23 protein-coding genes are annotated in these 23,854 nt (G+C 69.6%); 11 read left to right on the top strand and 12 right to left on the bottom strand.

Going from position 1 to position 23,854, the window contains the following annotated elements; all coding sequences use genetic code 11:
* Window positions 1–3 precede the first annotated feature (3 nt).
* The 7 genes from AB0F41_RS24930 to rimP form a co-directional block, all read right to left on the bottom strand.
* Entirely contained in the window at window positions 4–1,011 is a 1,008-nt protein-coding gene (locus tag AB0F41_RS24930) for a bifunctional oligoribonuclease/PAP phosphatase NrnA (RefSeq protein WP_357427741.1), read from the bottom strand.
* A 12-nt stretch (window positions 1,012–1,023) separates the two neighbouring features.
* Entirely contained in the window at window positions 1,024–1,464 is a 441-nt protein-coding gene (gene rbfA / locus AB0F41_RS24925; protein ID WP_357427739.1) for a 30S ribosome-binding factor RbfA, read from the bottom strand.
* Between the two features lie 92 nt (window positions 1,465–1,556).
* Window positions 1,557–1,847, bottom strand: coding sequence for a DUF503 domain-containing protein (locus AB0F41_RS24920; protein WP_357427737.1), 291 nt, complete (start codon window positions 1,845–1,847; stop codon window positions 1,557–1,559).
* A 118-nt stretch (window positions 1,848–1,965) separates the two neighbouring features.
* Complete coding sequence (infB, locus tag AB0F41_RS24915; RefSeq protein ID WP_357427735.1) at window positions 1,966–4,932, bottom strand: translation initiation factor IF-2; 2,967 nt, start codon at window positions 4,930–4,932, stop codon at window positions 1,966–1,968.
* Between the two features lie 108 nt (window positions 4,933–5,040).
* Window positions 5,041–5,325, bottom strand: a complete 285-nt coding sequence (locus AB0F41_RS24910; protein ID WP_357427733.1) for a YlxR family protein — start codon at window positions 5,323–5,325, stop codon at window positions 5,041–5,043.
* Window positions 5,326–5,528: 203 nt separating this feature from the next.
* Window positions 5,529–6,557 carry a transcription termination factor NusA gene (nusA, locus tag AB0F41_RS24905; protein ID WP_357427731.1) on the bottom strand — a complete coding sequence of 343 codons (1,029 nt, stop codon included), beginning with the start codon at window positions 6,555–6,557 and terminating at the stop codon, window positions 5,529–5,531.
* Window positions 6,554–7,186: a ribosome maturation factor RimP gene (rimP, locus tag AB0F41_RS24900; protein ID WP_357427729.1), complete on the bottom strand. Its 633-nt coding sequence runs from the start codon at window positions 7,184–7,186 to the stop codon at window positions 6,554–6,556. The genes nusA and rimP overlap by 4 nt, the downstream gene beginning before the upstream one ends.
* Before the next feature lie 160 nt (window positions 7,187–7,346).
* Between rimP and AB0F41_RS24895 the strand changes: the two genes are divergently transcribed.
* Together AB0F41_RS24895 and AB0F41_RS24890 are read left to right on the top strand one after the other, a co-directional pair.
* On the top strand, window positions 7,347–7,913 hold the full coding sequence (locus AB0F41_RS24895) for a hypothetical protein (RefSeq protein ID WP_357427727.1): 567 nt from the start codon (window positions 7,347–7,349) through the stop codon (window positions 7,911–7,913).
* Window positions 7,910–8,341: a ferritin-like domain-containing protein gene (locus tag AB0F41_RS24890; RefSeq protein WP_357427725.1), complete on the top strand. Its 432-nt coding sequence runs from the start codon at window positions 7,910–7,912 to the stop codon at window positions 8,339–8,341. Before AB0F41_RS24895 ends, AB0F41_RS24890 begins: the two co-directional genes overlap by 4 nt.
* Window positions 8,342–8,365: 24 nt before the next feature.
* Here the strand turns inward: AB0F41_RS24890 and AB0F41_RS24885 are convergent, their stop codons facing one another.
* The 4 genes from AB0F41_RS24885 to AB0F41_RS24870 form a co-directional block, all read right to left on the bottom strand.
* Complete coding sequence (locus tag AB0F41_RS24885) at window positions 8,366–9,262, bottom strand: hypothetical protein (protein ID WP_357427723.1); 897 nt, start codon at window positions 9,260–9,262, stop codon at window positions 8,366–8,368.
* A gap of 188 nt (window positions 9,263–9,450) precedes the next feature.
* A complete protein-coding gene (locus AB0F41_RS24880) occupies window positions 9,451–11,364 on the bottom strand; it encodes a hypothetical protein (protein ID WP_357427721.1) in 1,914 nt (637 codons plus the stop codon).
* 71 nt (window positions 11,365–11,435) lie between these two features.
* Window positions 11,436–11,624, bottom strand: coding sequence for a hypothetical protein (locus AB0F41_RS24875; RefSeq protein WP_357427719.1), 189 nt, complete (start codon window positions 11,622–11,624; stop codon window positions 11,436–11,438).
* A 111-nt stretch (window positions 11,625–11,735) separates the two neighbouring features.
* On the bottom strand, window positions 11,736–12,812 hold the full coding sequence (locus AB0F41_RS24870; RefSeq protein WP_357427717.1) for a diacylglycerol kinase: 1,077 nt from the start codon (window positions 12,810–12,812) through the stop codon (window positions 11,736–11,738).
* Window positions 12,813–12,934: 122 nt separating this feature from the next.
* On the opposite strand from AB0F41_RS24870, the gene AB0F41_RS24865 reads away from it, so the two are divergent.
* On the top strand, window positions 12,935–13,669 hold the full coding sequence (locus tag AB0F41_RS24865; RefSeq protein ID WP_357427715.1) for a glucose 1-dehydrogenase: 735 nt from the start codon (window positions 12,935–12,937) through the stop codon (window positions 13,667–13,669).
* 407 nt (window positions 13,670–14,076) lie between these two features.
* Entirely contained in the window at window positions 14,077–14,661 is a 585-nt protein-coding gene (locus tag AB0F41_RS24860; RefSeq protein ID WP_357427713.1) for a TetR family transcriptional regulator, read from the top strand.
* A gap of 80 nt (window positions 14,662–14,741) precedes the next feature.
* On the opposite strand, the gene AB0F41_RS24855 is transcribed toward AB0F41_RS24860, so the two are convergent.
* Entirely contained in the window at window positions 14,742–16,499 is a 1,758-nt protein-coding gene (locus AB0F41_RS24855; RefSeq protein ID WP_357427711.1) for a proline--tRNA ligase, read from the bottom strand.
* A gap of 368 nt (window positions 16,500–16,867) precedes the next feature.
* Here AB0F41_RS24855 and ehuB point away from each other — a divergent pair, with 368 nt between their 5' ends.
* The 7 genes from ehuB to AB0F41_RS24820 all read left to right on the top strand — a co-directional run bounded on the left by ehuB (window position 16,868) and on the right by AB0F41_RS24820 (window position 23,759).
* Window positions 16,868–17,752, top strand: coding sequence for an ectoine/hydroxyectoine ABC transporter substrate-binding protein EhuB (gene ehuB / locus AB0F41_RS24850; protein ID WP_357427709.1), 885 nt, complete (start codon window positions 16,868–16,870; stop codon window positions 17,750–17,752).
* Window positions 17,753–17,821: 69 nt separating this feature from the next.
* A complete protein-coding gene (ehuC, locus tag AB0F41_RS24845; RefSeq protein WP_357427707.1) occupies window positions 17,822–18,565 on the top strand; it encodes an ectoine/hydroxyectoine ABC transporter permease subunit EhuC in 744 nt (247 codons plus the stop codon).
* Window positions 18,566–18,629: 64 nt separating this feature from the next.
* On the top strand, window positions 18,630–19,277 hold the full coding sequence (gene ehuD, locus AB0F41_RS24840) for an ectoine/hydroxyectoine ABC transporter permease subunit EhuD (protein ID WP_357427705.1): 648 nt from the start codon (window positions 18,630–18,632) through the stop codon (window positions 19,275–19,277).
* 49 nt (window positions 19,278–19,326) lie between these two features.
* The gene (gene ehuA / locus AB0F41_RS24835) at window positions 19,327–20,082 is read left to right on the top strand and encodes an ectoine/hydroxyectoine ABC transporter ATP-binding protein EhuA (protein WP_357427774.1); all 756 of its coding nucleotides are present in this window, start codon (window positions 19,327–19,329) and stop codon (window positions 20,080–20,082) included.
* Window positions 20,083–20,126: 44 nt separating this feature from the next.
* A complete protein-coding gene (gene yaaA / locus AB0F41_RS24830; protein ID WP_357427703.1) occupies window positions 20,127–20,870 on the top strand; it encodes a peroxide stress protein YaaA in 744 nt (247 codons plus the stop codon).
* A gap of 129 nt (window positions 20,871–20,999) precedes the next feature.
* Complete coding sequence (gene cobA, locus AB0F41_RS24825) at window positions 21,000–22,271, top strand: uroporphyrinogen-III C-methyltransferase (protein WP_357427701.1); 1,272 nt, start codon at window positions 21,000–21,002, stop codon at window positions 22,269–22,271.
* A gap of 39 nt (window positions 22,272–22,310) precedes the next feature.
* A complete protein-coding gene (locus AB0F41_RS24820) occupies window positions 22,311–23,759 on the top strand; it encodes an MFS transporter (protein WP_357427699.1) in 1,449 nt (482 codons plus the stop codon).
* The last annotated feature ends 95 nt before the right edge of the window (window positions 23,760–23,854 follow it).

Raw genomic sequence — 23,854 nt, 5'->3', positions numbered from 1 at the left:
ACGTTATCCGAGGGCGGCCCGTAACTGCGCCAGGATTTCCTCTGGTTCCCCGAAGGTGGTGTACCCGGCAGCATAGCGATGCCCGCCGCCGCCCAGCCCCGTGGCGATCTCCGCGACATCGGCGCCGTCGTCGGTGGCCGGGCCGCTGTCCTTGGACCGCAGCGATACCGTCCAACGCCGGCGTTCGTCGGTGGGCCTGGCCTCCTTGAACACCGCCGCGATCCCGGCCTCCGCGGTCGCGCGGACGATGTCGACGACGCTTTCCGCTTCTTCCTGCCGCACCCCGCTCAGGTCGCTGGCCAGCACGAACGCGGCCACCAACCCGGTGCCGTCGTGTGCTTCACGATCCAGCCGGGCCGAGGCCAGCACGGTCGACAGCATCCGCAGCCACGCGAACGGGTGGGTATCCATCAGGGTCCGGGTGATGGCGGCGCCGTCGATACCGGTGGCCAGCAGCCGCTCGGCCAGCGCATGCGTACCCGGGGTGACCCAGCGGAAGGATCCGCTGTCGGTGGCCAGGCCCGCGAACAGGCAGTGCGCGATATCGGCGTCGATCGGTTCTCGCCACTCATCCAGCAGTGCGGTGATCACGCTGGCGGTCGACACCGCGTCCGGATCGATCAGGTTGATCTCACCGAACCGGGTGTTGGACCGATGGTGGTCGATCACCAGCGTTGCCGTGGCCCCGGCGAGCCGGTCGGCGAGCCGGCCCAGCCGGCCGGTACTACCGCAGTCCACGGTGACCAGCAGATCGACTTCGGCGGGCACCTGGTCCGGTGGTACCAGATATCCGGTTCCGGGCAGGGTGCGCAGCCCGGCGGACAATTCGGCCGGATCGGCGAACGACACCCGCACCGGCACGCCGCGCCGGTCGAGTACCCGCGCCAGGGCCAGCCCGCTACCGAGGGTGTCGGCGTCGGGCTGCACATGGCAGAGGATGGTCACCGAGCGGGCAGCGTCGAGCGCCCGTACGGCCGCGGTGTAATCCACCGCGGCACCGGTTGTGGTCATAGCGGCCGCGGCTCAGTCGTCTTCGTCGCGGATCTTGTACGGATCCGCCTCACCCGCCGGTGTGGCATTCGCGGCCACCCGGGCGACCTCGTCGTCGGCGGCCCGGGCGCGGGCCAGCAGATCCTCCATCTGCCGGGCGGCGTCGGGCACCGTATCCAGGGCGAAGGCCAGCGTCGGGGTGAACTTCACCCCCGTCCCGGCGCCCACCTTCGACCGCAGTACCCCCTTGGCCTTCTCCAGGCCGGCGGCCGCGGCGGCGTAGTCGGGTTCCGCGTCGACGGTTTCACCCATGACCGTGTAGAAGATGGTCGCGTCGTGCAGATCGCCGGTCACTTTCGCATCGGTGACGGTGATGAAACGCAACCGTGGATCCTTGATCTCGTATTCGATCGCGGTGGCCACGATCGCGGAGATTCGTTTGGCGAGCCGGCGTGCCCTGGCTTGATCCACCATGGCCGCTCCTTTCCCTGTTCAGCGACGGTGGGACGGTCCGCGGATCTATGCGCAGTGCGAACCGGACCACCGCTGATATCACTCGCGGCCGGTCAGTCCTCGGGTCCGAAGACGCGCCGGCGTACTGCCAGCAACTGTAACTCCGGACGCGCCGCGACGTGCCGTTCGCACCGATCGAGCACGGTGGTCAGATGGTCCGTTCCGGCCGACACCATGGCCACTCCCAGCAGGGTGCGGCGATATCGGTCGTGGTCGCCCGCTTCGGCGGTGCTCACCCCGAAGCGCTGGAGTTCGGCCAGGATCGGCCTGATCACCGAACGCTTCTCCTTCAGCGAGTGCACGTCACCCAGCAGGATGTCGAATTCGAGTGCACCCAGGTACACGCAACCTCCCAGTTGGCACGGCGGCACGACCCGGCCGGACCGCCGGAGAAGGCGGCCCGGACCTGTCGTATCGGAACCGTTGATCGGGCCGGGCGGCGATCCACCCGGCCCGGCATCATCAGTCGCGCGGCTTCTCGCGCAACTCGTAGGCCTCGATGATGTCGCCTTCCTTGATATCGGAGTAGGTCAGCGTCATACCGCATTCGAAGCCTTCGCGGACCTCGGGTGCATCGTCCTTCTCACGGCGCAGCGAGCTGATCGTCGTGGATTCGGCGACCACCACGTTGTCGCGGAGCAGACGGGCCTTGGCATTGCGTTTGACAGTGCCCGAGGTGACCATGCAACCGGCGATGAGACCGATCTTCGACGAACGGAAGATCGCCCGGATCTCGGCGCGACCCAGCTCCACCTCTTCATAGACCGGCTTGAGCATGCCCTTGAGCGCGCTCTCGATCTCGTCGATGGCCTGGTAGATCACCGAGTAGTACCGGATATCCACGCCTTCGCGGTTGGCCAGCTCGGTCGCCTTGCCCTCCGCGCGGACGTTGAAGCCGATGATGATCGCATTCGAAGCCGAGGCCAGGTTGACGTTGGTTTCGGTGACACCACCGACACCGCGGTCGATGACCCGCAGGCGCACCTCGTCGTCGACCTGGATCCCGAGCAGGGCCTCTTCCAGCGCCTCGACGGTACCGGAGTTGTCGCCCTTGAGGATCAGGTTGAGTTCGCTGGTCTCCTTCAGCGCGGCATCCAGATCCTCCAGGCTGATCCGCTTGCGGCTGCGCGCGGCCAGGGCGTTGCGCTTGCGCGCATTGCGCCGGTCGGCGATCTGGCGGGCGATCCGGTCCTCGTCGACCACGAGCAGGTTGTCACCGGCACCGGGTACCGAGGTGAAACCGACCACCTGCACCGGCCGCGACGGCAGTGCCGCCTCGACATCGGCGCCGTGTTCGTCGACCATCCGGCGGACGCGACCGTAGGCGTCGCCCGCCACGATCGAATCGCCGACCCGCAGCGTGCCGCGCTGGATCAGCACCGTGGCGACCGGGCCGCGACCGCGGTCCAGATGCGCCTCGATGGCCACACCCTGCGCGTCCTGCTCCGGGTTCGCCCGCAGGTCCAGGGCGGCGTCCGCGGTGAGCAGCACGGCCTCGAGCAGAGCGTCGATATTGGTGCCCTGTTTGGCGGAGATATCGACGAACATGGTGTCGCCGCCGTACTCCTCGGCCACGAGGTTGTACTCGGTCAGCTGCTGCCGGATCTTCTCCGGGTTCGCGCCTTCCTTGTCGATCTTGTTGACCGCCACCACGATCGGCACATCGGCCGCCTGGGCGTGGTTGATCGCCTCCACCGTCTGCGGCATGACGCCGTCGTCGGCGGCGACCACCAGGATCGCGATATCGGTGGCCTTCGCACCACGGGCACGCATGGCGGTGAACGCCTCGTGACCCGGGGTGTCGATGAAGGTGATCAGGCGCTCGGCGTCACCCAGGTGGGTCGGCACCTGGTAAGCGCCGATGTGCTGGGTGATACCGCCGGCCTCGCCCTCGCGGACGTTGGCCTTACGGATGGTGTCGAGCAGCCGGGTCTTACCGTGGTCGACGTGGCCCATCACGGTGACCACCGGCGGACGCTGTTCGAGATCCTCTTCGCCGCCCTCGTCCTCACCGTAGGTCAGGTCGAAGGATTCCAGCAGCTCGCGGTCCTCGTCCTCGGGGCTGACCACGTGCACGACGTAGTTCATCTCGCCGCCGAGCAGCTCCAGGGTCTCGTCGTTGACCGACTGGGTCGCGGTGACCATTTCGCCCAGGTTGAACAGGGCCTGCACCAAGGCGGCCGGGTTCGCGTCGATCTTCTCCGCGAAATCGGACAGCGACGCGCCACGGGCGAGACGGATCACCTCACCGTTGCCGCGCGGCAGCCGCACACCGCCGACCGACGGGGCCTGCATCGAATCGTATTCCTGGCGCTTCTGCCGCTTCGACTTGCGACCACGCCGGGGCGCACCACCGGGACGGCCGAAGGCACCGGCCGCACCGCCGCGACCACCGGGACCACCCGGACGACCGCCACCACCGGGACGACCGCGGAACCCGCCGCCACCGGCGGGAGCTCCGGTACCCGCGGGAGCGCCGCCGCCACCGCGGTAGCCGCCACCGCCGCCACCGGGACCACCCGGACGACCGCCACCACCCGGACGACCGCCACCACCGGGACGACCGCCACCGGCCGCCGGGCCGGGACGGGCCGACCGCTGCGGCATGGCGCCGGGGGTCGGACGCGGGGGCATCGAGGCCGGGCTCGGCCGCGGACCACCGGGACGGGGACCGCCCTGACCGGCCGGGGGCCGGGCACCGCCGGGGCCGGGACGCGCAGCGTTCTGGCCGGGACGGGGAGCACCACCCTGCCCGGGACGGGGACCGCCCTGGGCCGGGCCCGGGCGGGGACCGCCCTGACCGGGGGTGGGACGGGGCCCGGGCTGCGGACGCGGGCTGGGCCGCTCACGTTCGGGGGCCGAGGAGAAGGGATTGTTGCCGACGCGCGGGGTCTTCGGGCCGGGCTTGGGACCGGGCCGGGCCGGAGCCTGGCCGGGTGCGCCAGCCCGGGGCTGACCCGGACGCGGTGCGGCGGGGCCGGGACGCGCGTCGGGGGTGGCCGGCTTCGCCGCGGGCGCCTGCGCCGCTTCCCGGGCCGGGGCCGGAGCCTGGGCCGGACCGGGTTTTGCCGCGGGGCCGGGACGCGGACCAGCGGATTTGGCGACGTCGGAGGTGGCTGCCTCGGCAGCCGGGGCGACCTCCGCCGCGGGCGCCGGGGTACGGGGGCCCGGGCGGGGCCCGGGGACTCCGGGCTTGGCGGCGGCCGCCGGGCCCGGGCGGGTGCCGGGTTTGCTGCCGTTGGACCGGTCCGATTTCGCGGGCGCCGATTTCGGCGCGATCGATTCGCGGAGCCGGCGGGCGACGGGTGCTTCCACCGTCGACGATGCCGACTTCACGAACTCGCCTTGCTCCTTGAGCTTCGCGAGTAGTTCCTTACTCGTGACACCGAGTTCTTTGGCCAACTCGTGCACGCGGGCCTTGCCTGCCACTGCTCTCCTCACTGAGAGGTCGAGCAGTGCCTCCCGCCTGCTGGCGGGGACCCGCACGACCTCGGGTTAACTCCGATGGACGTTCATCGCTGGTACTTCACGGTGTGCTCATGAGTGCTCGTGCCTGTTCTCGAGGTGTTGCTCCAGGGCTGAGATATCCAGATGTCCGGACACTCGTAGTGCTCTGCCGATCGCTCGGCGCCGGACCGCACTGCGCAGACAAGCCGATTCGGGGTGCAGCCAGGCACCCCGTCCGGGAAGTCTGCGCCGCGGGTCGGGAACGATCGCTACGGCGTCCGCATCGTCGCCGATGGTCCGCCCGCACGCCACGATCCGCAGCAGTTCGGTGGCCGGTTCGCGTTTCCGGCATCCGACACACGTCCGCAGTGGCATCATCCGGCGCCGTAGCGCCGCGGATTCACCACCGCGATCGTGTCCGGTTACCGAAGACTCGTACCGAACCTCACACCACTCTACCGCTGACCGCCCGGTGCGCTCCAACCCCGCCCCCGATGACGGCGCCGGAGCCGAGTCGGCGCGGCGTGTTCGCTGGTCGCGGGATGACGCGGCGTGCGCGGCCGGATACATCTGACCGGTCAACGGCGGTGCACCTCCGTCCGGACCGGACCGCCGGCGTCGGGCGCGGCATCGCTGCGGATATCGATGCGCCAGCCGGTCAGCCGGGCGGCCAGGCGGGCGTTCTGCCCCTCTTTGCCGATGGCCAGCGAAAGCTGGAAATCGGGCACGATCACCCGGGCCGCCCGCGCGTCCGGATCCACCACCGTGACCGACACCACTTTCGACGGCGAGAGTGCGTTGCCGACGAAGGTCGCCGGATCCTCGGCGTAATCGATGATGTCGATCTTCTCGCCGGCCAGCTCGCTCATCACATTGCGCACCCGCTGCCCCATCGGGCCGATACAGGCGCCCTTCGCGTTGACCCCGGGCACGGTGGACCGCACCGCGATCTTGGAGCGGTGACCGGCCTCCCGGGCGACCGCGACGATCTCCACCGAACCGTCCGCGATCTCGGGGACCTCCAGGGCGAACAGCCGCCGCACCAGATTCGGGTGGGTCCGCGACAGAGTGATCTGCGGACCGCGCTGTCCCCGGGAGACCCCGACCACGTAGCACTTGATCCGGTCGCCGTGTTCGTAGTTCTCCCCCGGCACCTGTTCCGCCGACGGGATCAGCCCCTCGGCGCCGTGTAGTTCGCTACCGATCCGCACCACCACGGTGCCCCGGGCGTTGGCACGCGCGTCGCGCTGCACCACGCCGCCGACGATATCGCCCTCATGGGTCGAGAACTCACCGAAGGATTTTTCGTTCTCCGCGTCGCGCAGCCGTTGCAGCACCACCTGACGGGCGGTGGTGGCGGCGATCCGGCCGAAGCCCTCCGGGGTGTCGTCCCATTCGGAGATCACCGCGCCCTCGGCATCGAGTTCGGTGGCCATCACCCGCACCACGCCGGTGCGCTGATCGATCTCCACCCGGGCGTTGGCCTGGTGCCCCTCGGTGTGCTTATAAGCGGTGAGCAGCGCGGATTCGATAGCGGAGATCACGGTCTCGATCGAGATCCCCTTATCCGCGACAATGGCGCGCAGGGCTTCGATTTCGATGTTCATTCCATGGTCCCTTCGGTCGAATCGGACGCGGCGACGGTGGTTCCGGAGTGCTCGGCAGGGCCGGGGGCGTCCGCTCCCGCGGGTGGGCGTCCGGAGGCGACCCCTCCGGAGAGTTCGAGTTCGCGTGCGCTGGGCGGGGCGAACTCCACCTGGACCACGGCGCGGTCGATATCCCGCAACTCGACGGCAACCAGGCGCGGGGCGCGTTTACCGCCGAGCACCAGCGCGATTCGATCACCGTCGAGCGCGCCGACACGCGCCTCGTACGGGGTCGGCAGACCGGTTTCGGGGGGTGCGGCGCCCGGTCGCGGGGTGATCTCGACCTTGCGGCCCCGGGCCCGGCGCCAGTGCCGGTCCGCGGTGAGCGGACGGTCGGTACCGGGGGTCGTCACCTCGAGCAGGTACCGGGTGGCTCCGAATTCGTCGTCCGCTTCGTCCAGGCATTCCGACACCTGCGAGCTCAGTTCGGCGATACTGTCCAGGTCCGCGGTCTCATCGCTGTCCACGATCACCCGCACCCGGGTCTGCCCCGCCGCGGTGGAAACCTCGACACCCTCGAGATCGAATCCTCGACCGGCGACGAGCCCGGCGACGAGCCGGCTCACCCTCTCCTCGGTCGGCATCGGCATATGGGCAGCTCCTGGTTCAGTTGTTACGCGGACGGAAATAATCGGTGCCGGTGACCAAGCCTAACGCGCGGCAAGGAGGTAAACGTCGAGCGGTGGGCGGTAAGTTCCGCCGGACGGTGCCCGTACCGGGGCGAGTCCGGGAATCTGGCACGATGTCCCGGTGACCGAGCGCGTTACCCACGGGCCTGCGGCCGGGTGTTCCCGCGACCCCCTGCCCGACCGAGACACTCCCGGCCCCCAGCGCATGAACCGCCGTGCGGCGCTGCGGGTCGCGGGTGGCGGCGCGATGGGGCTGCTGGCGATCCCGGCGCTCGCCGCCTGCGCCGAGGACCCGATAACCGAACCGGATGTCCTGGCGGCCCAGGAGTTCTCGGCCCGTGCCGACGCCGCCGCGGCCGCCGCCGCGATCACCATCGACCCCGCCCGCGGCCCGGCCCTGAACACGATCGCCGCGGAACGCACGGCCCATGCCGACGCGCTGCGCACCGAGATCGACCGGGCGGTCGGCGTCTACGGCGACGGCACCACGCCGCTGGTGCGCACACCCTCCCCCACCACCACCCCGGCCCCCGCCGCGCCGCCGAGCATCGACGCCCTGCGCGACCAGCTCACCTCGTCGCAACGGGCCGCCGCGGACCTGGCCGTCACCCAGTCCGGTTATCGCGCGGGCCTGCTCGCCTCGATCAGCGCCGCGTGCGCGGTACAGGTGGGGGTGTTGCTGGTATGAGTACCGAACGGCAGGCACTGACCGACGCCCTGAAGGCCGAATACGCGGCGGTGTACGCCTACGGCGTGGTCGCCGCCCACACCGCCCCCGACCTACGCCGGCTCGTTTCGCAGCACACCGCCGCGCATCGCGCCCGGCGGGACGCGACGATCGACGCGCTCACCGGTATCGGTGGTACCGCGCCGCCGCCGGAGCCGGCCTACACCGCGCCGCTGGAGGTCACCGACTCCGATTCGGCCGCGCGACTGGCGATCGCCGTCGAAACCGATAGTGCGGTGGCGTGGCGCGCGGTGGTCGAGCGAGCCGGGGTCGAGAACACCCGCCGCCTCGCGGTCGACGCGCTCACCGAGACCGCGGGCCGGCGGGCGGCCTGGCAGTCCGTCCGCGGCACGCAACCGGCCACGGTCGCGTTTCCCGGGCAGCCCTGACGGAGGCGTAGCGGCCCGGGGCCGTCAGTCGGGGCGGCCCGCCCGTTCCTCGGGTCGTGGCCGCGGGAATACGGTGCCGTCCGAGGTCCGCTCCGCACGCCCCCGGGACCAGGGAGCGCTACCTCGTGGCGGCCGCTCCTGTGGGGTCAGCGAGCCCAGCCCGCCCGGCATCCCGGGGAGGTAGGGCATCGACGAGCCGGACGAGCCGCTGCCGGTGTTCCACGGCGTCGAGCCGGACGGCTGCCCGGCCCCCGGGTCGGCGCCCGCGATCGTCTGACCGGCCGTCCACGGAGTATGCCCGGCCGCCGGGGACGCCGGACCGGATGCGTCGGACACCCGGGTCTCTGAGAGGTCCGGATGCGGTGGCGGGGCGGGTGTGTCCGCCGGGGGCTCGGGTCCGGACGGCGGGATCGGAGCCGGGGGCGAGCCGGGCGCGGGCGGGGTCGTCGACGCCGCGCTGGATTCGGGTGACGGCACCGTCGCTGTGGCGGCGGATTCGGGCGGCGGGGCGGGCGCGGCCGCCGCCGGGTCGACGGGAGCGGAGCCCGTCGCCACGGGCGCATCGGCCCCGCCCGCATGGCCCGCCTCGGGTAGCGGGGCCGGGGCGGGGGGCGGCCCCTGCGGATACCGGTTCCCGGAGTCCGGGAAACCCTCGCCGCCGGTTCCGGTGACCCCGGCGATACGGCCCGCGGCCTCGTGGAAATCGCTGCCCGCGTGCTCGATCCGCCGCGCCCCGTCCTCATCGGATCCGACCAGCAGCGCGATCGTTTCGGCTCCCCCGGCGGCTCCCCGGACATTCCGCCGCAGCACTTCTCCGGCACTCTCGCCGACCACCCCGAGCCGGGTCGCGAGCTGTTCGGTCACCGAATCCACGGTCACGCCCCCGGCGCGGTGCGCATCACCGGCATACTCTTCGGACATCGGCACCGCCTCACCATTTCCGCCGGGACCACCGGCCGCCGCGCCGGTTCCCCACGACCGGATCGGATTCCGGCGCCACGGCGGTAGTCCCGCCGCGCGGACCCGGACATCACCTCGACACCGTGACAGGTAATCACCGGCGTCGCGCCCGGTGTATCACCGCATCTGGGAAGACCGGCCGGGCCGGCCTATTCGTGGGAGGCGACGCCGACCGGACCGGTCCCGATGCACACCTGCAGACCCGGGGTCCGGCTCTGGACCAGCAAGGCCGAACCGCTGCCGGCGATCCGCACGTACACCGTGTTCAGACCGGCCCGCAGCGGCACCGCGGCCTTGTGCCCGCTGTCGAAGCCGACGGCGATCTCCCCGTCCCGATCGGCGAAGTAGTTGAGTTGCGCGGTCCATTCGTGCGCGATCATCGGACCGTCCAGCGCGAGGCGCACCGGTGCGCCGCCGGCGATCCGGTACCCGCAGCCGGGATCCGGCCCGGGTTCGATCCCCCGGTTCCACCAGACCCGCGCCTCGGCGAATTCACCGGTATCGGTGATCATCCGCAAATGGCCGGTCGCCTCGGCGAATGCCCCCGGTGGCGTCACCGGCGACAGCACCCGGCTCGCCTCGTTGTCGGGGTAGGCGGTGGGGTTCAGGACGGTCCACGGAACCTCCTGTTCCAGCAGGGGCGCGCCGTCCCAGCGCGCGAATTCCGCCGTCGCGTTCGTCACATAGGTTTTCGTCGGGCTCTCCGACCAGATCCGGGTGAACGAGTAGGTCGACCACAGACTGCTGAGCACGAACGCCACCGCCACCGCCACCGCCGCCACCGGCAGCGGTCCACGCCACCACGTCGCCGGCGCGCCGGCGGCACGCGCGGGCTCCGCCTCGCCACCCGGACCGGCGACTCCGGTACCGGTGGGCGCGAACGCCCGCAACAGCAGAGCCCCTGCCGCGGTGAGGACGACCGACGCGTCCGCGAGGTACCGCAGCGACATCATGAGTTCGTCGACCGTGTTCGGCCCGGCTCGCATCAGCACCACCGGGATCTGCACCGCGGGCAGATAGACCGCCGCCGCCACCCACACCGGCCAGACCACACGGCGGGCGCGGATCGTCCACACCACCGCCACCAGCACCAAGCCCCACGCCGCCCATACGGTCCAGTCCGGTGCGACCGCCCACGGGGCCGAGGGCACCCAGCGCTCCCAGCCCCACGGGCCGCCGAGCAGGGCGGTCACGACACCGGCCCAGGCCGCCCGCGGCAGCATCGAGGCGATATCGCCCGAACCGCCTTCGCCGTGGGTGAGGCCGACCACGGCGTAGTAGGCCACCGCCCAACCGGCCAGTACCACGGCCGCGCCGGCCCACAGCACCGACCCGCGGCGCAGCACCGCGCGGAATCCCGGACCGCGCCCGTCCACGTACCGGGCCAGCACGACGACGGCGAACGCCACGAACGGCACCACCACCGCCTTCTCGAAGAACAGCAGGGCCACGGCCGAGACGAGGACCCCGGATACGGCGTAGCGCCGCGCGCCGGTGCGGTCCAGGCGCAGCGCGTCGGCCGCCACCCAGGCGAGGGCGAACTGCAACGGCAGCGCGTTGAGTGCGGCCGACCACCACGCGAACGCGGGCAGCGTGAGCGGGCCGAAGAGATAGAAGAGCAGCGGGACGAGCATGGTGCGGCGTGGCCCGAGCAGCACCAGCAACAGCCGCAATACCGCCAGCGATGCCGCCGCCTGCATGAGCAGTGTCACCGCGGCTGCCGCCCCCCACTCCAGCGGCGCGATCGCGGTGACCAGCCAGGACACCGCGAAGGCCAGGGGCATGAAATGTCCGTCGTGCTCGTGCAGGAGCAGTTCCGGCGCGTACAGCGGCAGCGAGCCGGCGCGGCCGGCCAGGATCAGATCGTCCCAGTAGAAATAACCGTGCGCGAGTACCAGCCCGCGGAGCACCAGCTGCGCGGCGATCCCGACCAGCGCGATCACGATGACGGTTCGGGCGGGGTGACCACCGCGTAACAGCGACAGGATGCCGCCGGACCGCGGCGCGGACGAGGGTTTCGGGGCAGACGTTCGTTCCGGTGTGACAGCCGGAGCGGTTCCCATGGCCACCCACCCTACAAGTGCGGGCCGGGCGGCACGCGGCGGGCGAGTGCCCGTGGCGCGCGGTATCCGGACTATCGTTCGGTTTCGGCGGGTGCCGCCCCCTCGGTACCGAGATCGAAGTCGCTCAGGTCCACGGCATCGGTGCGTTCATCCCCGATATCGAGCAACTGCGCGACGGCATCGGAATCACCGTGCGCGGCGCGCTCGCGTAGTTCGGACAGGTTCGGCTCACGAGGGCCGGACCGGTCGGGCTCATACATTCAGCGCAACCTTCCCTGGTATCGGCGCCGAGCCGAGGCTCGGCCGCTCCGCCATCCGAGCTTAGGCGCGGGCCCGGATCGCCGCCGAATCCGCAGGCAGGTGCGCGGCGGTCAGGCCACCGGGGTGAGGCCGGGGCCGGTGTACATCGGCAGGTCAGCGGTGGTCCGGATACCGGGTTCGGCCGCGATCACGGCAGGTATGGCATTGACCACCCGGCCCACTCCGGCCAGGATCGCGGCGTAGTTGTGGTCACCGTTGCGGCTGGTCGGGCAGATGTCCACGGCGTAGGACGGCTCCCCGGTGATCTCCACCCGGTACGAGCCCCCGGCCTGCGCCGGGCGCGCCCAGTCGGGTCGCAGATCGTCGCGCAACCGCGTGATGTGTTCCACCACGATCGCGGGCCGCCCCGCCACATGGCCGGTGATCTCGAAGCGCAGCGCCGCCTGGCTACCTTTGGGCACCTGCCCGACCGCGATCTCGAAACTCTCCGGAGCGGGCTCGCGCTCGCAGGTCTCGGTGATCTCGTCGATCTCGACCCCCAGCCCGGCCGCCAGCGCCCGCATACCGGGCCCCCACGCGATACCCAGGACGCCGGGTTGCAGCAGCATGGGGGTCTGGTCGAGCGGCAACCCGAAGCCCATCACATCGAACATGACGGTCGATCCGTCGTAGGTGGCGTAGTCGGCGATCTCCAGGCACCGCACCTGTTCGACCCGCTGGCAGGTCGAGGCCAGCGCGAAGGGGATCAGATCGTTGACGAACCCGGGATCGACCCCGTTGACGAAGAGGCTCGCGCTACCGGCGGTGGCGGCCGCCTCCACCCGGGCGAAGAGTTTCGAGGGCAGCGTGCCCCAGGGATACATGAGCAGACCGGGCGCGGTGCCGACGACGTTCACCCCGGCTTCCAGGAACCGCTGGATATCGCCCATCGCCTCCACCAGCCGGGTATCGCCCATCGCGCAGTACACGACGCAGTCCGGTTTCGTGGCCAGCAACGACTCGAGATCGCCGACAGCGGTGATTCCGGTGGTGCCGGGCAGCCCGGCCAGTTCACCGGCGTCCACGCCGACCTTCTCCGGGGTGGAGACGCCCACTCCCACCAGTTCGAACCTGGGGTCGCCGATCAACTGGGTCAGGGCGATCCGTCCGGCGTTACCGGTGCCGACGAGGACGACGCGTTGGGCCATGATTCTCCTAGGTATAAGGGCCGGCTGCGCCGAAACCGCTGTTCCGCCGCCCTTTCCGGCACCGAGCACTCTTCCGGAACAGTGTCTAGAACGTGTTCCAGTTTCATGGTAGCGTCACCGCCATGGGACGTGTAGACGGCAAAGTTGCTCTCATCAGCGGCGGCGCGCGGGGCATGGGGGCCGCCGATGCGAAACTGCTCGTGGCCGAGGGCGCGAAAGTGGTCATCGGAGATGTGCTCCACGACGAGGGCAAGGCACTCGCCGACGAACTCGGCGCCGCCGCCCGCTATGTCCCGCTGGACGTGACCCAGCCGGACCAGTGGGAGACCGCCGTCGCCACCGCCGTCACCGAGTTCGGGAAACTCGACGTCCTGGTGAACAACGCCGGTATCGTCAACGGCGCTCCGCTGCAGAAACTCTCACTCGAGAAGTTCCGCGCCGTACTCGAGGTCAACCTCGTGGGCACCTTCCTGGGTATGCGCGTCGCCGTCGAACCCATGATCGCCGCCGGTGGCGGTTCGATCATCAACGTCTCCTCGATCGAGGGCCTGCGGGGCGCCCCGTTCGCGCACGGCTACGTCGCCTCGAAATGGGGTGTGCGCGGCCTCGCCAAATCCGCCGCGCTGGAACTGGCCCCGCACGGGATCCGGGTGAACTCGGTCCACCCCGGACTCATCCGCACCCCGATGACCGAGGGCATCCCCGACGATCTGGTGACCATCCCGATGGGCCGGCCCGCGGCACCGGAAGAGGTCGCGACGTTCATTCTCTTCCTGGCCAGCGACGAAGCCTCCTACGCCACCGGCAGCGAGTTCGTCGTCGACGGCGGCCTGGTCACCGGGGTCCCGCACAAGTAACCGCGCCCAGGGCCTCATCCCACTCAGCAGAAAGACCGGCCGCCACACAGTCGAGGGCCGGTCTTTCTGCTGTCCGCGGCCCGGCCCACGCCCGTCACGCCGGGGCGGCGTCGGCGCACACGGGTTCCTCCCACCGGCGAATACGCTCCGAAGTGAGTTGCGTGGACCGGCCGGGAAGGCGGTCGCCGACCCGCTCCGGGCCGCGGCGAGGACCGCCCGCGCCCGGAACTCCGTGCCGGATTCCGTTCGCCATATGTACACCGAGTGCGAAATCACGGACCCACCCGGGGAAGACCCGGCTCAGGCGTTGTATCGGTCGTTGCATGATCCACCTCCACTACACAGACCTGTAAAGTCTCGCACTCGCTAGAATAGGTACACAGACCTGTGAATGCAAGGAGGTGCGGATGTCTGCCACCGCGTACGACGACAACACGCTGACTCCGGCCGCCCAGCGCATCCTGGACACCGCGGCCGAGCTCTTCTACACCCGCGGTATCCACGCGGTGGGCGTGGATACGATCGCCGCCGAATCCGGGGTCACCAAACGAACCCTCTACGACCGCTTCGGCTCCAAGGACGGCCTGCTGGTCACCTACCTCGAACGGCGCGATCGCCGCTGGCGCGCGCTGATCGGCGCCCGCCTCGCCGAACGCACCGATCCGATCGAACGGGTGCTGGTGCCGTTCGACGTGCTGCCCGAATGGCTACCGGACAGCACCCGGGGGTGCAGTTTCATCAACGCGTTCGCCGAACTCCCCGAGCCCGACCATCCGGGCCGGAAGGTGATCATCGCGGAGAAACAGTGGCTCAAAGACCTGTTCGGCGAACTCCTCGCCGCGGCCGGTATCGCCGCGCACGACAAGGTCGCGGTGCAACTGCTGAGCCTGCACGAGGGCGCGATCGTCAGCTATTCCATCACCGGCGCGCAGGACGCGCCGGCCGCGGTACGCGACGCCGCACGACAGCTGGTCGTGGCGGCGGCGCAGTAACGATCCCGAACTCGGACGGCTCCGCTATCCGATCAACGCCGCCGAGGTGGACCCGAACCGCAGCCGGACCGCCGATCCGCTCAGCCGCGAACGCGGGCGAGAACCTCCGATACCGCGTCGCCGGCCGGGATTTCGGTCGTCGCGCCGCTGAACCGGTCGCGCAGTTCGACCGTGCCCTCGGCCCAGCCGCGACCGATCACCAGCACGTACGGCATACCGAGCAGTTCGGCGTCCTTGAACTTCACACCCGGCGAGGCGGTGCGGTCGTCGAACAGCACATCCAGGCCCTGCGCGTGCAGACCGGACACCACCTGTTCCGCGCCTTCCCGCGCGGCGGAGTCCTTGTTGGCGATCACCACGTGCACGTCGTAGGGGGCCACCTCGGCGGGCCAGCGCAGACCCTTCTCGTCGTGCTGCTGCTCGGCGATCACCGCGACCATCCGGGAGACGCCGACGCCGTAGGAGCCCATGACCAGCCGGACGGGTTTGCCGTTCTCGCCCAGGACGTCGACCTCGAAGGCATCGGTGTACTTGTAACCGAGCTGGAAGATATGACCGATCTCGATACCGCGCGCCGACACCAGCGTGCCGCGGCCGTCGGGCGAGGGGTCACCGTCGCGTACCTGTGCGGCCTCGATGGTGCCGTCCGGGGTGAAATCGCGACCGGTGACCAGGCCGACCACATGTTTGCCGGACGCGTCGGCGCCGGTGATCCAGGAGGTGCCGGTGACCACCCGCGGGTCCACCAGGTAGCGGACACCGTTGGCCTGCAGCCCCTTCGGGCCGATATAGCCTTTCACCAGGAAAGGGTTGGCGGCGAAATCGGCCTCGGTGAGCAGTTCGACCTCGGCGGGTTCCACCGAGGCGCCCAGCCGTTTGTCGTCGACCTCGCGGTCGCCCGGCACGCCGATACCGACGATCTCGGTCTTGCCGTCGGGATGGCGCAGCTTGACCATCACGTTCTTCAGGGTGTCCGCCGCGGTGACCGGGCGACCGTACCGTTCGGCGACCCCGGCCGCGTTCGCCCACTCCACCAGGGTGGCGATGGTCGGGGTGTCGGGGGTGTCGTGGACGACCGCCTCCGGCTGTCCCTCGATCGGCAGCGGTTCGGGTGCGGGGGTCACCACCGCTTCGACATTCGCCGCGTATCCGGATTCGCGGCAGACCACGTAGGTGTCCTCGCCGACCGGGCTGTCGGCCAGGAATTCCTCTGACGCGCTGCCACCCATGGCGCCGGAGGTGGCCGCGACGATCACATACTGCACGCCGAGCCGCTCGAAGATCCGCTGGTAGGCCTCGCGATGTGCGGAGTAGCTGGCCTTCAGCCCGTCCTCGTCCAGATCGAAGGAGTAGGAGTCCTTCATGATGAACTCGCGGCCGCGCAGGATGCCCGCCCGGGGCCGCTCCTCGTCGCGGTATTTGGCCTGGATCTGGTAGAGCGTGACCGGCAGATCCTTGTAGGAGTTGTACTCACCCTTCACGGTGAGGGCGAACAACTCCTCGTGGGTCGGCCCGAGGAGATAGTCCGCGCCTTTGCGGTCCTGCAACCGGAACAGAGCGTCGCCGTATTCGGTCCAGCGGTTGGTGGCCTCGTAGGGATCGCGCGGCAGCAGCGCGGGTAGCGAGATCTCCTGTGCGCCGATGGCGTTCATCTCCTCGCGCACCACCTCCTCCACCTTGTGCAGTACCCGCAGGCCCAGCGGCAGCCACGAGTAGACACCCGGCGCGATACGACGCACATAACCGGCGCGCACCAGCAGCTTGTGGCTGGGCACCTCGGCGTCGGCGGGATCGTCGCGCAACGTACGGAGGAAAAGTCGGGAGAGGCGGGTGATCACGGTTGCTCAGCGTAGCCCCTGCCCGTTCCCCGTCGCCATCGCGTTCCCGGCAACACGCCCGAGGGGGTGTCGGCACCGGTCGGAGGCTGTTTCCGGCCGGTCCTCTCACCCGCGCCGCCCCCTGTGCCGAATAACAGAGCAAACACGTTCACATAACAATATTATAAATGTATTTTGAACTTCTGTTTGCGAATTCATTTCGGCGCCGATAGTCGCACCGTGACGCCGATACAGTCGGCTCACCGGGATTCTCCGATTTCCCGGGCAAACTTAAAAAAGGATGCTGACCTGCGTGTATCGGTCGGGGAACGCTCGAGACCAGTTACCCGGCACTCGAGTCAGCGCCCTCGTGGGAAAGGTCGGCCGTGGTGGGAACCAAGAAATCAAGGGCGCGCAGGACAGCATTGTTCGCGGGAGCGGTGCTGGTGGCGGCGACGCTGGCCGGATGCACCAAAACCGATACGACCGCCAGCGGCGAACTGCTGCAGTCCCTGAAGGACAAAGGGGCCGTCACCGTAGGGTTCGCGGGGGAAGCGCCCTACTCGTTCGAGGAGAACGGGCAGCTCAGCGGCGCGACCGTCGCCCTGCATCGCGAAATCTTCCGCAACCTCGGAATCCAGACCGTCGAGGGCGTCCAGACCGATTTCGGCGCCCTGATCCCGGGCCTGCAGGCCCAGCGATTCGACGCGGTCAGCGCCGGTATGTCGATCCTGCCGCAGCGGTGCGAACAGGCGGCGTTCAGTGAACCCGAGTTCATGTACACCACGGCACTGATGGTGAAGAAGGGCAATCCGCTCGGCCTCACCGATATGCAGTCCATCAAGGACAAGGGCGCCGAGATGGCATCGATGACCGGCGCGATCGAATCCGACTACGCCGAATCGCTGGGCATCCAGGCGACCCAGGTCGCGACCCCGCAGGACGGTATGGACGCGGTGATCTCCGGGCGTTCCGACGTCTTCGCCCTCACCGCGATCTCACTGAACTGGCTGGCCGATCACAACCCGGACGCCGCGGTGGAGGTCACCAAATCGTTCGTCGCCGAAATCGACGGCAAACCGCAGATCGGCGCGGGCGGCACGGTTTTCCGGACCGACGACAAGGATCTGCTCGACGCCTACAACGCGGAGTTGCGCAAAATCACCTCGGATAAGGACAAGTACCTCTCCATCGTGGGTGAGTACGGGTTCACCGAAGAAGAACTGCCCGAGCCCGGACTGACGACCGCGAAGCTCTGCGCAGGCGATATCTGATCGTGCCGGAACACAATTCGACAGCGGCGGAGCTCCTCTCCGGTCCATCCCGGCCGGTGCGGAGACGCCGTGAGTAATCTCGACGCCCTCACGGAGGCGGTGCCCCGTATCCGCGACGGCATCCTGGTCACGCTCGAACTCACCGCCGGAGGGGCGCTGCTGGCCTTCGCGCTCGCGCTGGCCCTGGGTACGACGGCCCGGGCACAGAGCCTCGCGGTACGCGGACCCGCCCGGGTGCTGATCGAATTCTTCCGGGGGACCTCGCTGCTGGTGCAGATCTTCTGGTTGTTCTATGTGCTGCCGCTGCTCGGCTATCAGCTCGACCCCGTGTTCTGCGGCATCCTCGCGCTGGGGCTCAACTACGGCGCCTACGGCGCGGAAGTGGTACGGGGCGCGCTGAACTCGGTACCGCGCGCGCAATACGAGGCCGCGGTGGCGCTGGGTTTCGGTCCCTGGCAGCGGCTGCGCCGGATCCTGTTCCCGCAGGCCTGGGCACTGATGCTGCCGCCGCTGGCGAACCTGCTGGTCCACCTGCTCAAGGGCACCGCACTCGCCTCCTACATCACCCTGCAGGATCTGACCTTCGAGATCGGGAAACTACGGCAGAGCACCGGTGACACCTTGTTCGCCTTCGGTATCGGCCTGCTGATCTATTTCGTGATCGCCTACCTGCTCACGCTCGGGATGAACCTGCTCGAGGCCCGCGCGAAACACAAGCTGGGACGCGGCCCCTCGATGCGCGAAGTCCTGCGCCTGGCACCCGACAAGTCGCTCGATACGGTAGCTGCCGACCGGCAGAAGGTGACGCCATGATGCGATACCTCCGCCCGCGCCCCGGCCTCCGCGGACCCCGTACGCCGGCCCCGAGGGAGACCCCATGACTGTGGAATGGAGTTGGGAACGGGCCGCCGAGGCACTGCCGGTGCTGTGGGGCGGTTTCCGGATCACTCTGCTGGCGACGGTGCTCGGATTCGCGATCGCGGCGGCGCTGGGGTTGTGCGTGGCGATCGTCCGGCGTTCGTCCCCCCGATGGATCGCCGCCCCGGTGCACGCGGTGAGCGAATTCATCCGGTTCACCCCGCTGGTGGTGCAGTTGCTGTTCGCCTACAGCCTGCTGCCGCAGTTCTCGGCCCTGCAGATCGGGATCGTGGTGCTCGGCATCCACTACGCCGGATATCTGGCGGAGGTGTACCGGGCCGGTATCGAATCGGTGCCGCCCGGCCAATGGGAGGCGGCCCGTGCGCTCTCGCTGCCACCGGTCCGCACCTGGCGGGCGGTGATCCTGCCGCAGGCGATCCGGGCCAGCCTGCCCGCCCTCGGCACCAACGCGGTGTCGATGTTCAAGGACACCCCGTTCCTGTTCGCCATCACCGTGGTCGAACTGGTCACCGCCGCACAGCAGTTCGGCGCCCGGCATTACGCGTATCTCGAGGCGATGACCCTGGCCGGTGTGTTCTTCCTGGTGGCCAGTTACCCGACCTCGGTGCTGATCAGAAGACTGGAGAAGCGACTTGCCTACTACTGACCCGGTCTCCGGCGCGCAGGCCGGTGACGCCACCGGCGACGCACGCCCGATGATCGAATTCGACAGCGTGGTCAAACGCTTCGGTGACCTGGTGGTCCTCGACAACCTGGACTTCACGGTCCGGCGCGGCGAGAAGGTGACGTTGATCGGGCCGTCCGGGTCGGGGAAGACGACCATCCTGCGGCTGCTGATGACGCTCGAAGCGGTGAGCGGCGGAACGATCCGGGTCGACGGTGAGATGCTCACGCACGAACAGCGCGGCGCCAAACTGGTGCCGGCGCGCGAGAAACACCTGCGCGAGGTGCGCAAACAGGTCGGGATGGTGTTCCAGCAGTTCAATCTGTTCCCGAATATGAACGTCCTGGAGAACATCACCGAGGCGCCGATACACGTCCTGGGGAAATCCCGGGACGAGGCGAACCGGCGGGCCATGGACCTGCTGGAAATGGTCGGTCTCGCGGAGAAGGCGAAGGCCCATCCCGCACAGCTGTCGGGCGGCCAGCAGCAGCGGGTGGCGATCGCACGCTGCTGCGCCATGGACCCCAAGGTCATGCTGCTCGACGAAGTGACGTCCGCACTCGATCCGGAACTGGTCGGCGGGGTGCTCGATGTGCTGCGCGAACTCGCGGAGACCACCGATATCACCATGCTCATCGTCACCCACGAGATGGGTTTCGCCCGCGATGTCTCCGACCGGGTGCTGATGTTCGACCACGGCCGGATCCTCGAGGAGGGCCCGCCCGAGCAGATCTTCACCGCCCCCGAGCACGAACGCACCCGGGCCTTCCTGGACGCGGTCCGCTGACCACAGCGGTTGCGGACCACAGCGGCCCGGTACCGTAACCGCTCGTGCTGGTGCTGTTACCTCCTTCCGAAACCAAATCCGACGGCGGTACCGGCGGCCCGCTCGACCTGGGGGCGCTGGCGTTCGAATCGCTCACCGAGATCCGGGACGGACTGGTGGACGATCTCGTGAAGCTGTCCGCGGATCCGGCGGCCGCCCGGTCGGCGCTCGGGCTCGGTAAGAACGCCGAGCCGGAACTGGCGCGCAATGCCGCGCTGCGCACCGCGCCCACCCGGCCGGCGCTGGAGCGCTACACCGGAGTGCTCTACGACGCCCTCGACGCCGCATCGTTCACCCGGGCGCAACGCGCGAAGGCCGGCGCGCGTCTCGCGATCGGTTCGGCGCTGTTCGGGGCGGTCCGGGCCGGCGACCCGATTCCCGCCTATCGGCTGTCGGGCGGGTCGAAGCTCCCCGGCCGTCCCACCCTGGCCGCTGTCTGGCGGGACCAGCTGGTGCCGGCGCTGCGCGAGGCGACCGACGGCGATCTGGTGGTGGATCTGCGTTCCGGGACGTATCAGCAACTCGGCCGCCTGCCGGGCGCGGTGACCGCCACGGTGCTCACCGAACACGAGGACGGCTCACGGACTGTGGTGAGTCATTTCAACAAACATCACAAAGGCCTGCTCGCCCGCGCCCTGGTGCTGACCCGGGCCGAACCCGGCGACGTCCGCGCCCTGGCCCGGGTCGCCCGCACCGCGGGTCTTCGCGTCGAAGTGGCCTCCGATACCGAATTGACCGTCCTGACCTGACCCCGGATCCCCGGCCCGGCGAGCGCGACCGACGCCCCGGGAGACCCGGGGCGTCGCGGGCATCCGTGACCGCGCGCACCGGCAGGCGGGTGGGGTCGGCGACCCGCCCGGGACGTAGGCTCCAGCCTTGTGCCGAACACGTCAGCCGATACCGACAACCTCTCCGCCGGTGATTCGAACTACCTGGTGGGACTCGACCTCGACGGACGCCGGGTCGTCGTCGTGGGCGGCGGCACCGTGGCACAGCGCCGCCTGGGCCTGCTCATCGCCTCCGGCGCCGAGGTGACGGTGATCGCCCGGGAGGCCACCCCCGCTGTCGAGGGGATGGCCACGGGCGGGCAGATCTCGCTCGTCCTGCGCGATTACGCCGACGGGGACCTCGCCGAGGCCTGGTACGCGATCGCCTGCACCGACGAACCGGACACCAACGCGGCCGTGGTCGCGGAGGCGACCCGGCGACGGATCTTCTGCGTTCGCGCCGATCACGCGCAATCGGGAACGGCGGTCACCCCAGCGACGGCGCGTTACGACGGAATGAGCCTCGGTGTGCTGGCCGGGGGACGGCACCGGCGTTCCGCCGCCGTCCGCACCGCGCTGCTCGAGGCGTTGCAGTCGGGCATGGTCACCGACGACGCGACCCCGATGACCCCGGGAGTGGCTCTGGTCGGCGGCGGGCCTGGCGATCCGGATCTGATCACCGTGCGCGGACGGCGGCTGCTGGCGCGCGCCGATCTGGTGGTCGCCGACCGGCTCGCACCGCCGGAACTGCTGGCCGAACTCGGCCCCGATGTGGAGGTCGTGGACGCGGCCAAGATCCCCTACGGCCGCGCGATGGCTCAGGAGGCGATCAACGAGACGCTCGTCGCCGGTGCGCGGGCGGGCAAGTTCGTGGTCCGCCTCAAGGGCGGTGACCCCTATGTCTTCGGCCGTGGCTACGAGGAACTGGAGGCGTGCGTCGACGCCGGGGTGCCGGTCACGGTCGTTCCCGGTGTCACCAGCCCCATCTCGGTACCGGCGGCCGCGGGCATTCCCGTCACCCATCGCGGGGTGACCCACGAATTCGTGGTGGTGAGCGGGCATATCCCCCCCGATCACCCGGATTCGCTGGTCGACTGGCCCGCATTGGCGAGACTGCGCGGCACCCTGGTGCTGATGATGGCGGTGGAGCGGATCGAACAGTTCGCGACGGCACTGCGGGAAGGCGGCCGGCCCGCCGACACCCCGGCCACGGTCATCCAGGAGGGGACCCTGCGCGGCCAGCGGGTTGTGCGCGCGACCCTGGCCGATGTGGCCGAACGAGTGCGCACCGAGGGCATCCGGCCGCCCGCGATAGTAGTGATCGGACCCACAGCGGGGTTCACCGCCGCCCCCGTAACCGTCGACGACGGTCGGTTACAGTGACCCACTGTGCTCGATAACCCACCAGCCGTGCAGTATCCAGTGACGAAGCGGGCCTTCGGCCTCGCCATCCTCGTACTGAGTGGTTTACAGCTGATGGTGGTGCTCGACGGCACCGTGGTCATCTTGGCGCTGCCCCGGCTGCAGGAGGAGATGGGCCTGTCCAGTTCGGGCAGCGCCTGGACCATCACCGCCTACGGTCTGCCCTTCGCGGGTCTCATGCTGCTCGGCGGCCGCATCGGGGATTCCTTCGGACGGCGGCGCATGTTCGTGACCGGCGTCGGGCTGTTCACACTGGCCTCGCTGCTGTGCGGCCTGGCGCAGGGCGAACAGATGCTCGTCGCCGCGCGCGCCTTCCAGGGCACCGGCGCCGCGCTCGCCGCCCCCACCGCGTTCGCGCTGGTGGCCAGTACCTTCGCCCCGGGGAAGGTACGTAACCAGGCCTTCGCCATCTTCGGATCGATGGTCGCGCTGGGGTCGGTCGGCGGGCTGGTCATCGGCGGGGCACTCACCGAAGCCAGCTGGCGCTGGATCTTCCTGATCAATGTGCCCATCGGCGCGCTCATCGTGGCCGGGGCGCTGTTCGCGCTCCGCGATACCGGCCATCACCGTCTCACCCTGGACGTGCGCGGCGCCTTCCTCGGAACCCTGGCGTGCGCCCTGATCGTCTGGGGCGCCACCGAGGGACCGGAACTCGGCTGGGACAGCCCACTGGTCTACGGCACCCTGATCGCGGGCGCGGTCCTGCTGCCGGTTTTCGTTCTCTCCGAACGTTCGGTGGACAACCCCCTGCTGCCCTGGACGCTGTTCGACAGCCGCGACCGCGTCGCCACCTTCGTGGTGATCCTGCTGGCCAGCGGCATCCTCGGCGCCACCACCTATTTCGCGGGCCTGTTCGTGCAGAACGTGGTCGGTTACAGCCCACTGGTGGCCGGGGTGTCGTTCATCCCGTTCACCGTCGGCGTCGGGCTGGGCAGTGCGATGGCCACCCGGCTGGCCCTGCATATCGCACCGCGATGGCTACTGCTCGGGGCAGCAGTGGTGCTCATGGTCGGTCTCGGATACGGGTCGACACTGGACGCCGATGTGGGTTACTGGTCCACACTGCTGCCGCTGTTCTCGGTGATCGGTTTCGGAATCGGTATCGCCATGGTCCTCATCCCCCTGTGCGTTCTGGTCGGGGTACCACCGGACGAGATCGGCCCGCTCTCGGCGATCGGCCAGATGTTCCTGAACCTCGGTACACCCATCGCCATCGGCGTACTCACACCGCTCGCCGCGTCCCGCACGCTGTCCGAGGGCGGGACCAACAAGAAACCCGCCGAGATGTCGGCCGCGGAGATCACCGCACTCGGCAACGGCTACACCCTCGCACTACTGGTCGCAGCCATAGGCGCGCTGCTGGTCGGCCTCATCGCACTGACCCTGCGCTACACCGCGCAGGAAGTAGCCCGCGCCCAGCACGCCCAAGACGAAGCGCAGGCTGTGTGATTGGAGCGGCTCCGCCGCTCGAGGGTGGGGCCCTATTAACCCGGTTCTTCACTCCCGCCGGTCAGTCGCTGCGCTCCCTCCCTCTGGTCGCTCCA

This window comes from Nocardia sp. NPDC024068, from assembly GCF_040638875.1.
Lineage (GTDB): Bacteria > Actinomycetota > Actinomycetes > Mycobacteriales > Mycobacteriaceae > Nocardia.
Note: the sequence above shows the minus strand (reverse complement) of the source record. Positions and strands in the feature narration are given on the sequence as shown.

Coding starts and splice junctions, on each gene's coding strand:
- AB0F41_RS24930 (WP_357427741.1), bottom strand. CDS start 1,011: ATGACCACAACCGGTGCCGCGGTGGATTACACCGCGGCCGTACGGGCG.
- rbfA (WP_357427739.1), bottom strand. CDS start 1,464: ATGGTGGATCAAGCCAGGGCACGCCGGCTCGCCAAACGAATCTCCGCG.
- AB0F41_RS24910 (WP_357427733.1), bottom strand. CDS start 5,325: ATGCCACTGCGGACGTGTGTCGGATGCCGGAAACGCGAACCGGCCACC.
- nusA (WP_357427731.1), bottom strand. CDS start 6,557: ATGAACATCGAAATCGAAGCCCTGCGCGCCATTGTCGCGGATAAGGGG.
- rimP (WP_357427729.1), bottom strand. CDS start 7,186: ATGCCGATGCCGACCGAGGAGAGGGTGAGCCGGCTCGTCGCCGGGCTC.
- AB0F41_RS24890 (WP_357427725.1), top strand. CDS start 7,910: ATGAGTACCGAACGGCAGGCACTGACCGACGCCCTGAAGGCCGAATAC.
- AB0F41_RS24885 (WP_357427723.1), bottom strand. CDS start 9,262: ATGTCCGAAGAGTATGCCGGTGATGCGCACCGCGCCGGGGGCGTGACC.
- AB0F41_RS24880 (WP_357427721.1), bottom strand. CDS start 11,364: ATGGGAACCGCTCCGGCTGTCACACCGGAACGAACGTCTGCCCCGAAA.
- AB0F41_RS24875 (WP_357427719.1), bottom strand. CDS start 11,624: ATGTATGAGCCCGACCGGTCCGGCCCTCGTGAGCCGAACCTGTCCGAA.
- AB0F41_RS24870 (WP_357427717.1), bottom strand. CDS start 12,812: ATGGCCCAACGCGTCGTCCTCGTCGGCACCGGTAACGCCGGACGGATC.
- AB0F41_RS24865 (WP_357427715.1), top strand. CDS start 12,935: ATGGGACGTGTAGACGGCAAAGTTGCTCTCATCAGCGGCGGCGCGCGG.
- AB0F41_RS24860 (WP_357427713.1), top strand. CDS start 14,077: ATGTCTGCCACCGCGTACGACGACAACACGCTGACTCCGGCCGCCCAG.
- ehuD (WP_357427705.1), top strand. CDS start 18,630: ATGACTGTGGAATGGAGTTGGGAACGGGCCGCCGAGGCACTGCCGGTG.
- ehuA (WP_357427774.1), top strand. CDS start 19,327: ATGATCGAATTCGACAGCGTGGTCAAACGCTTCGGTGACCTGGTGGTC.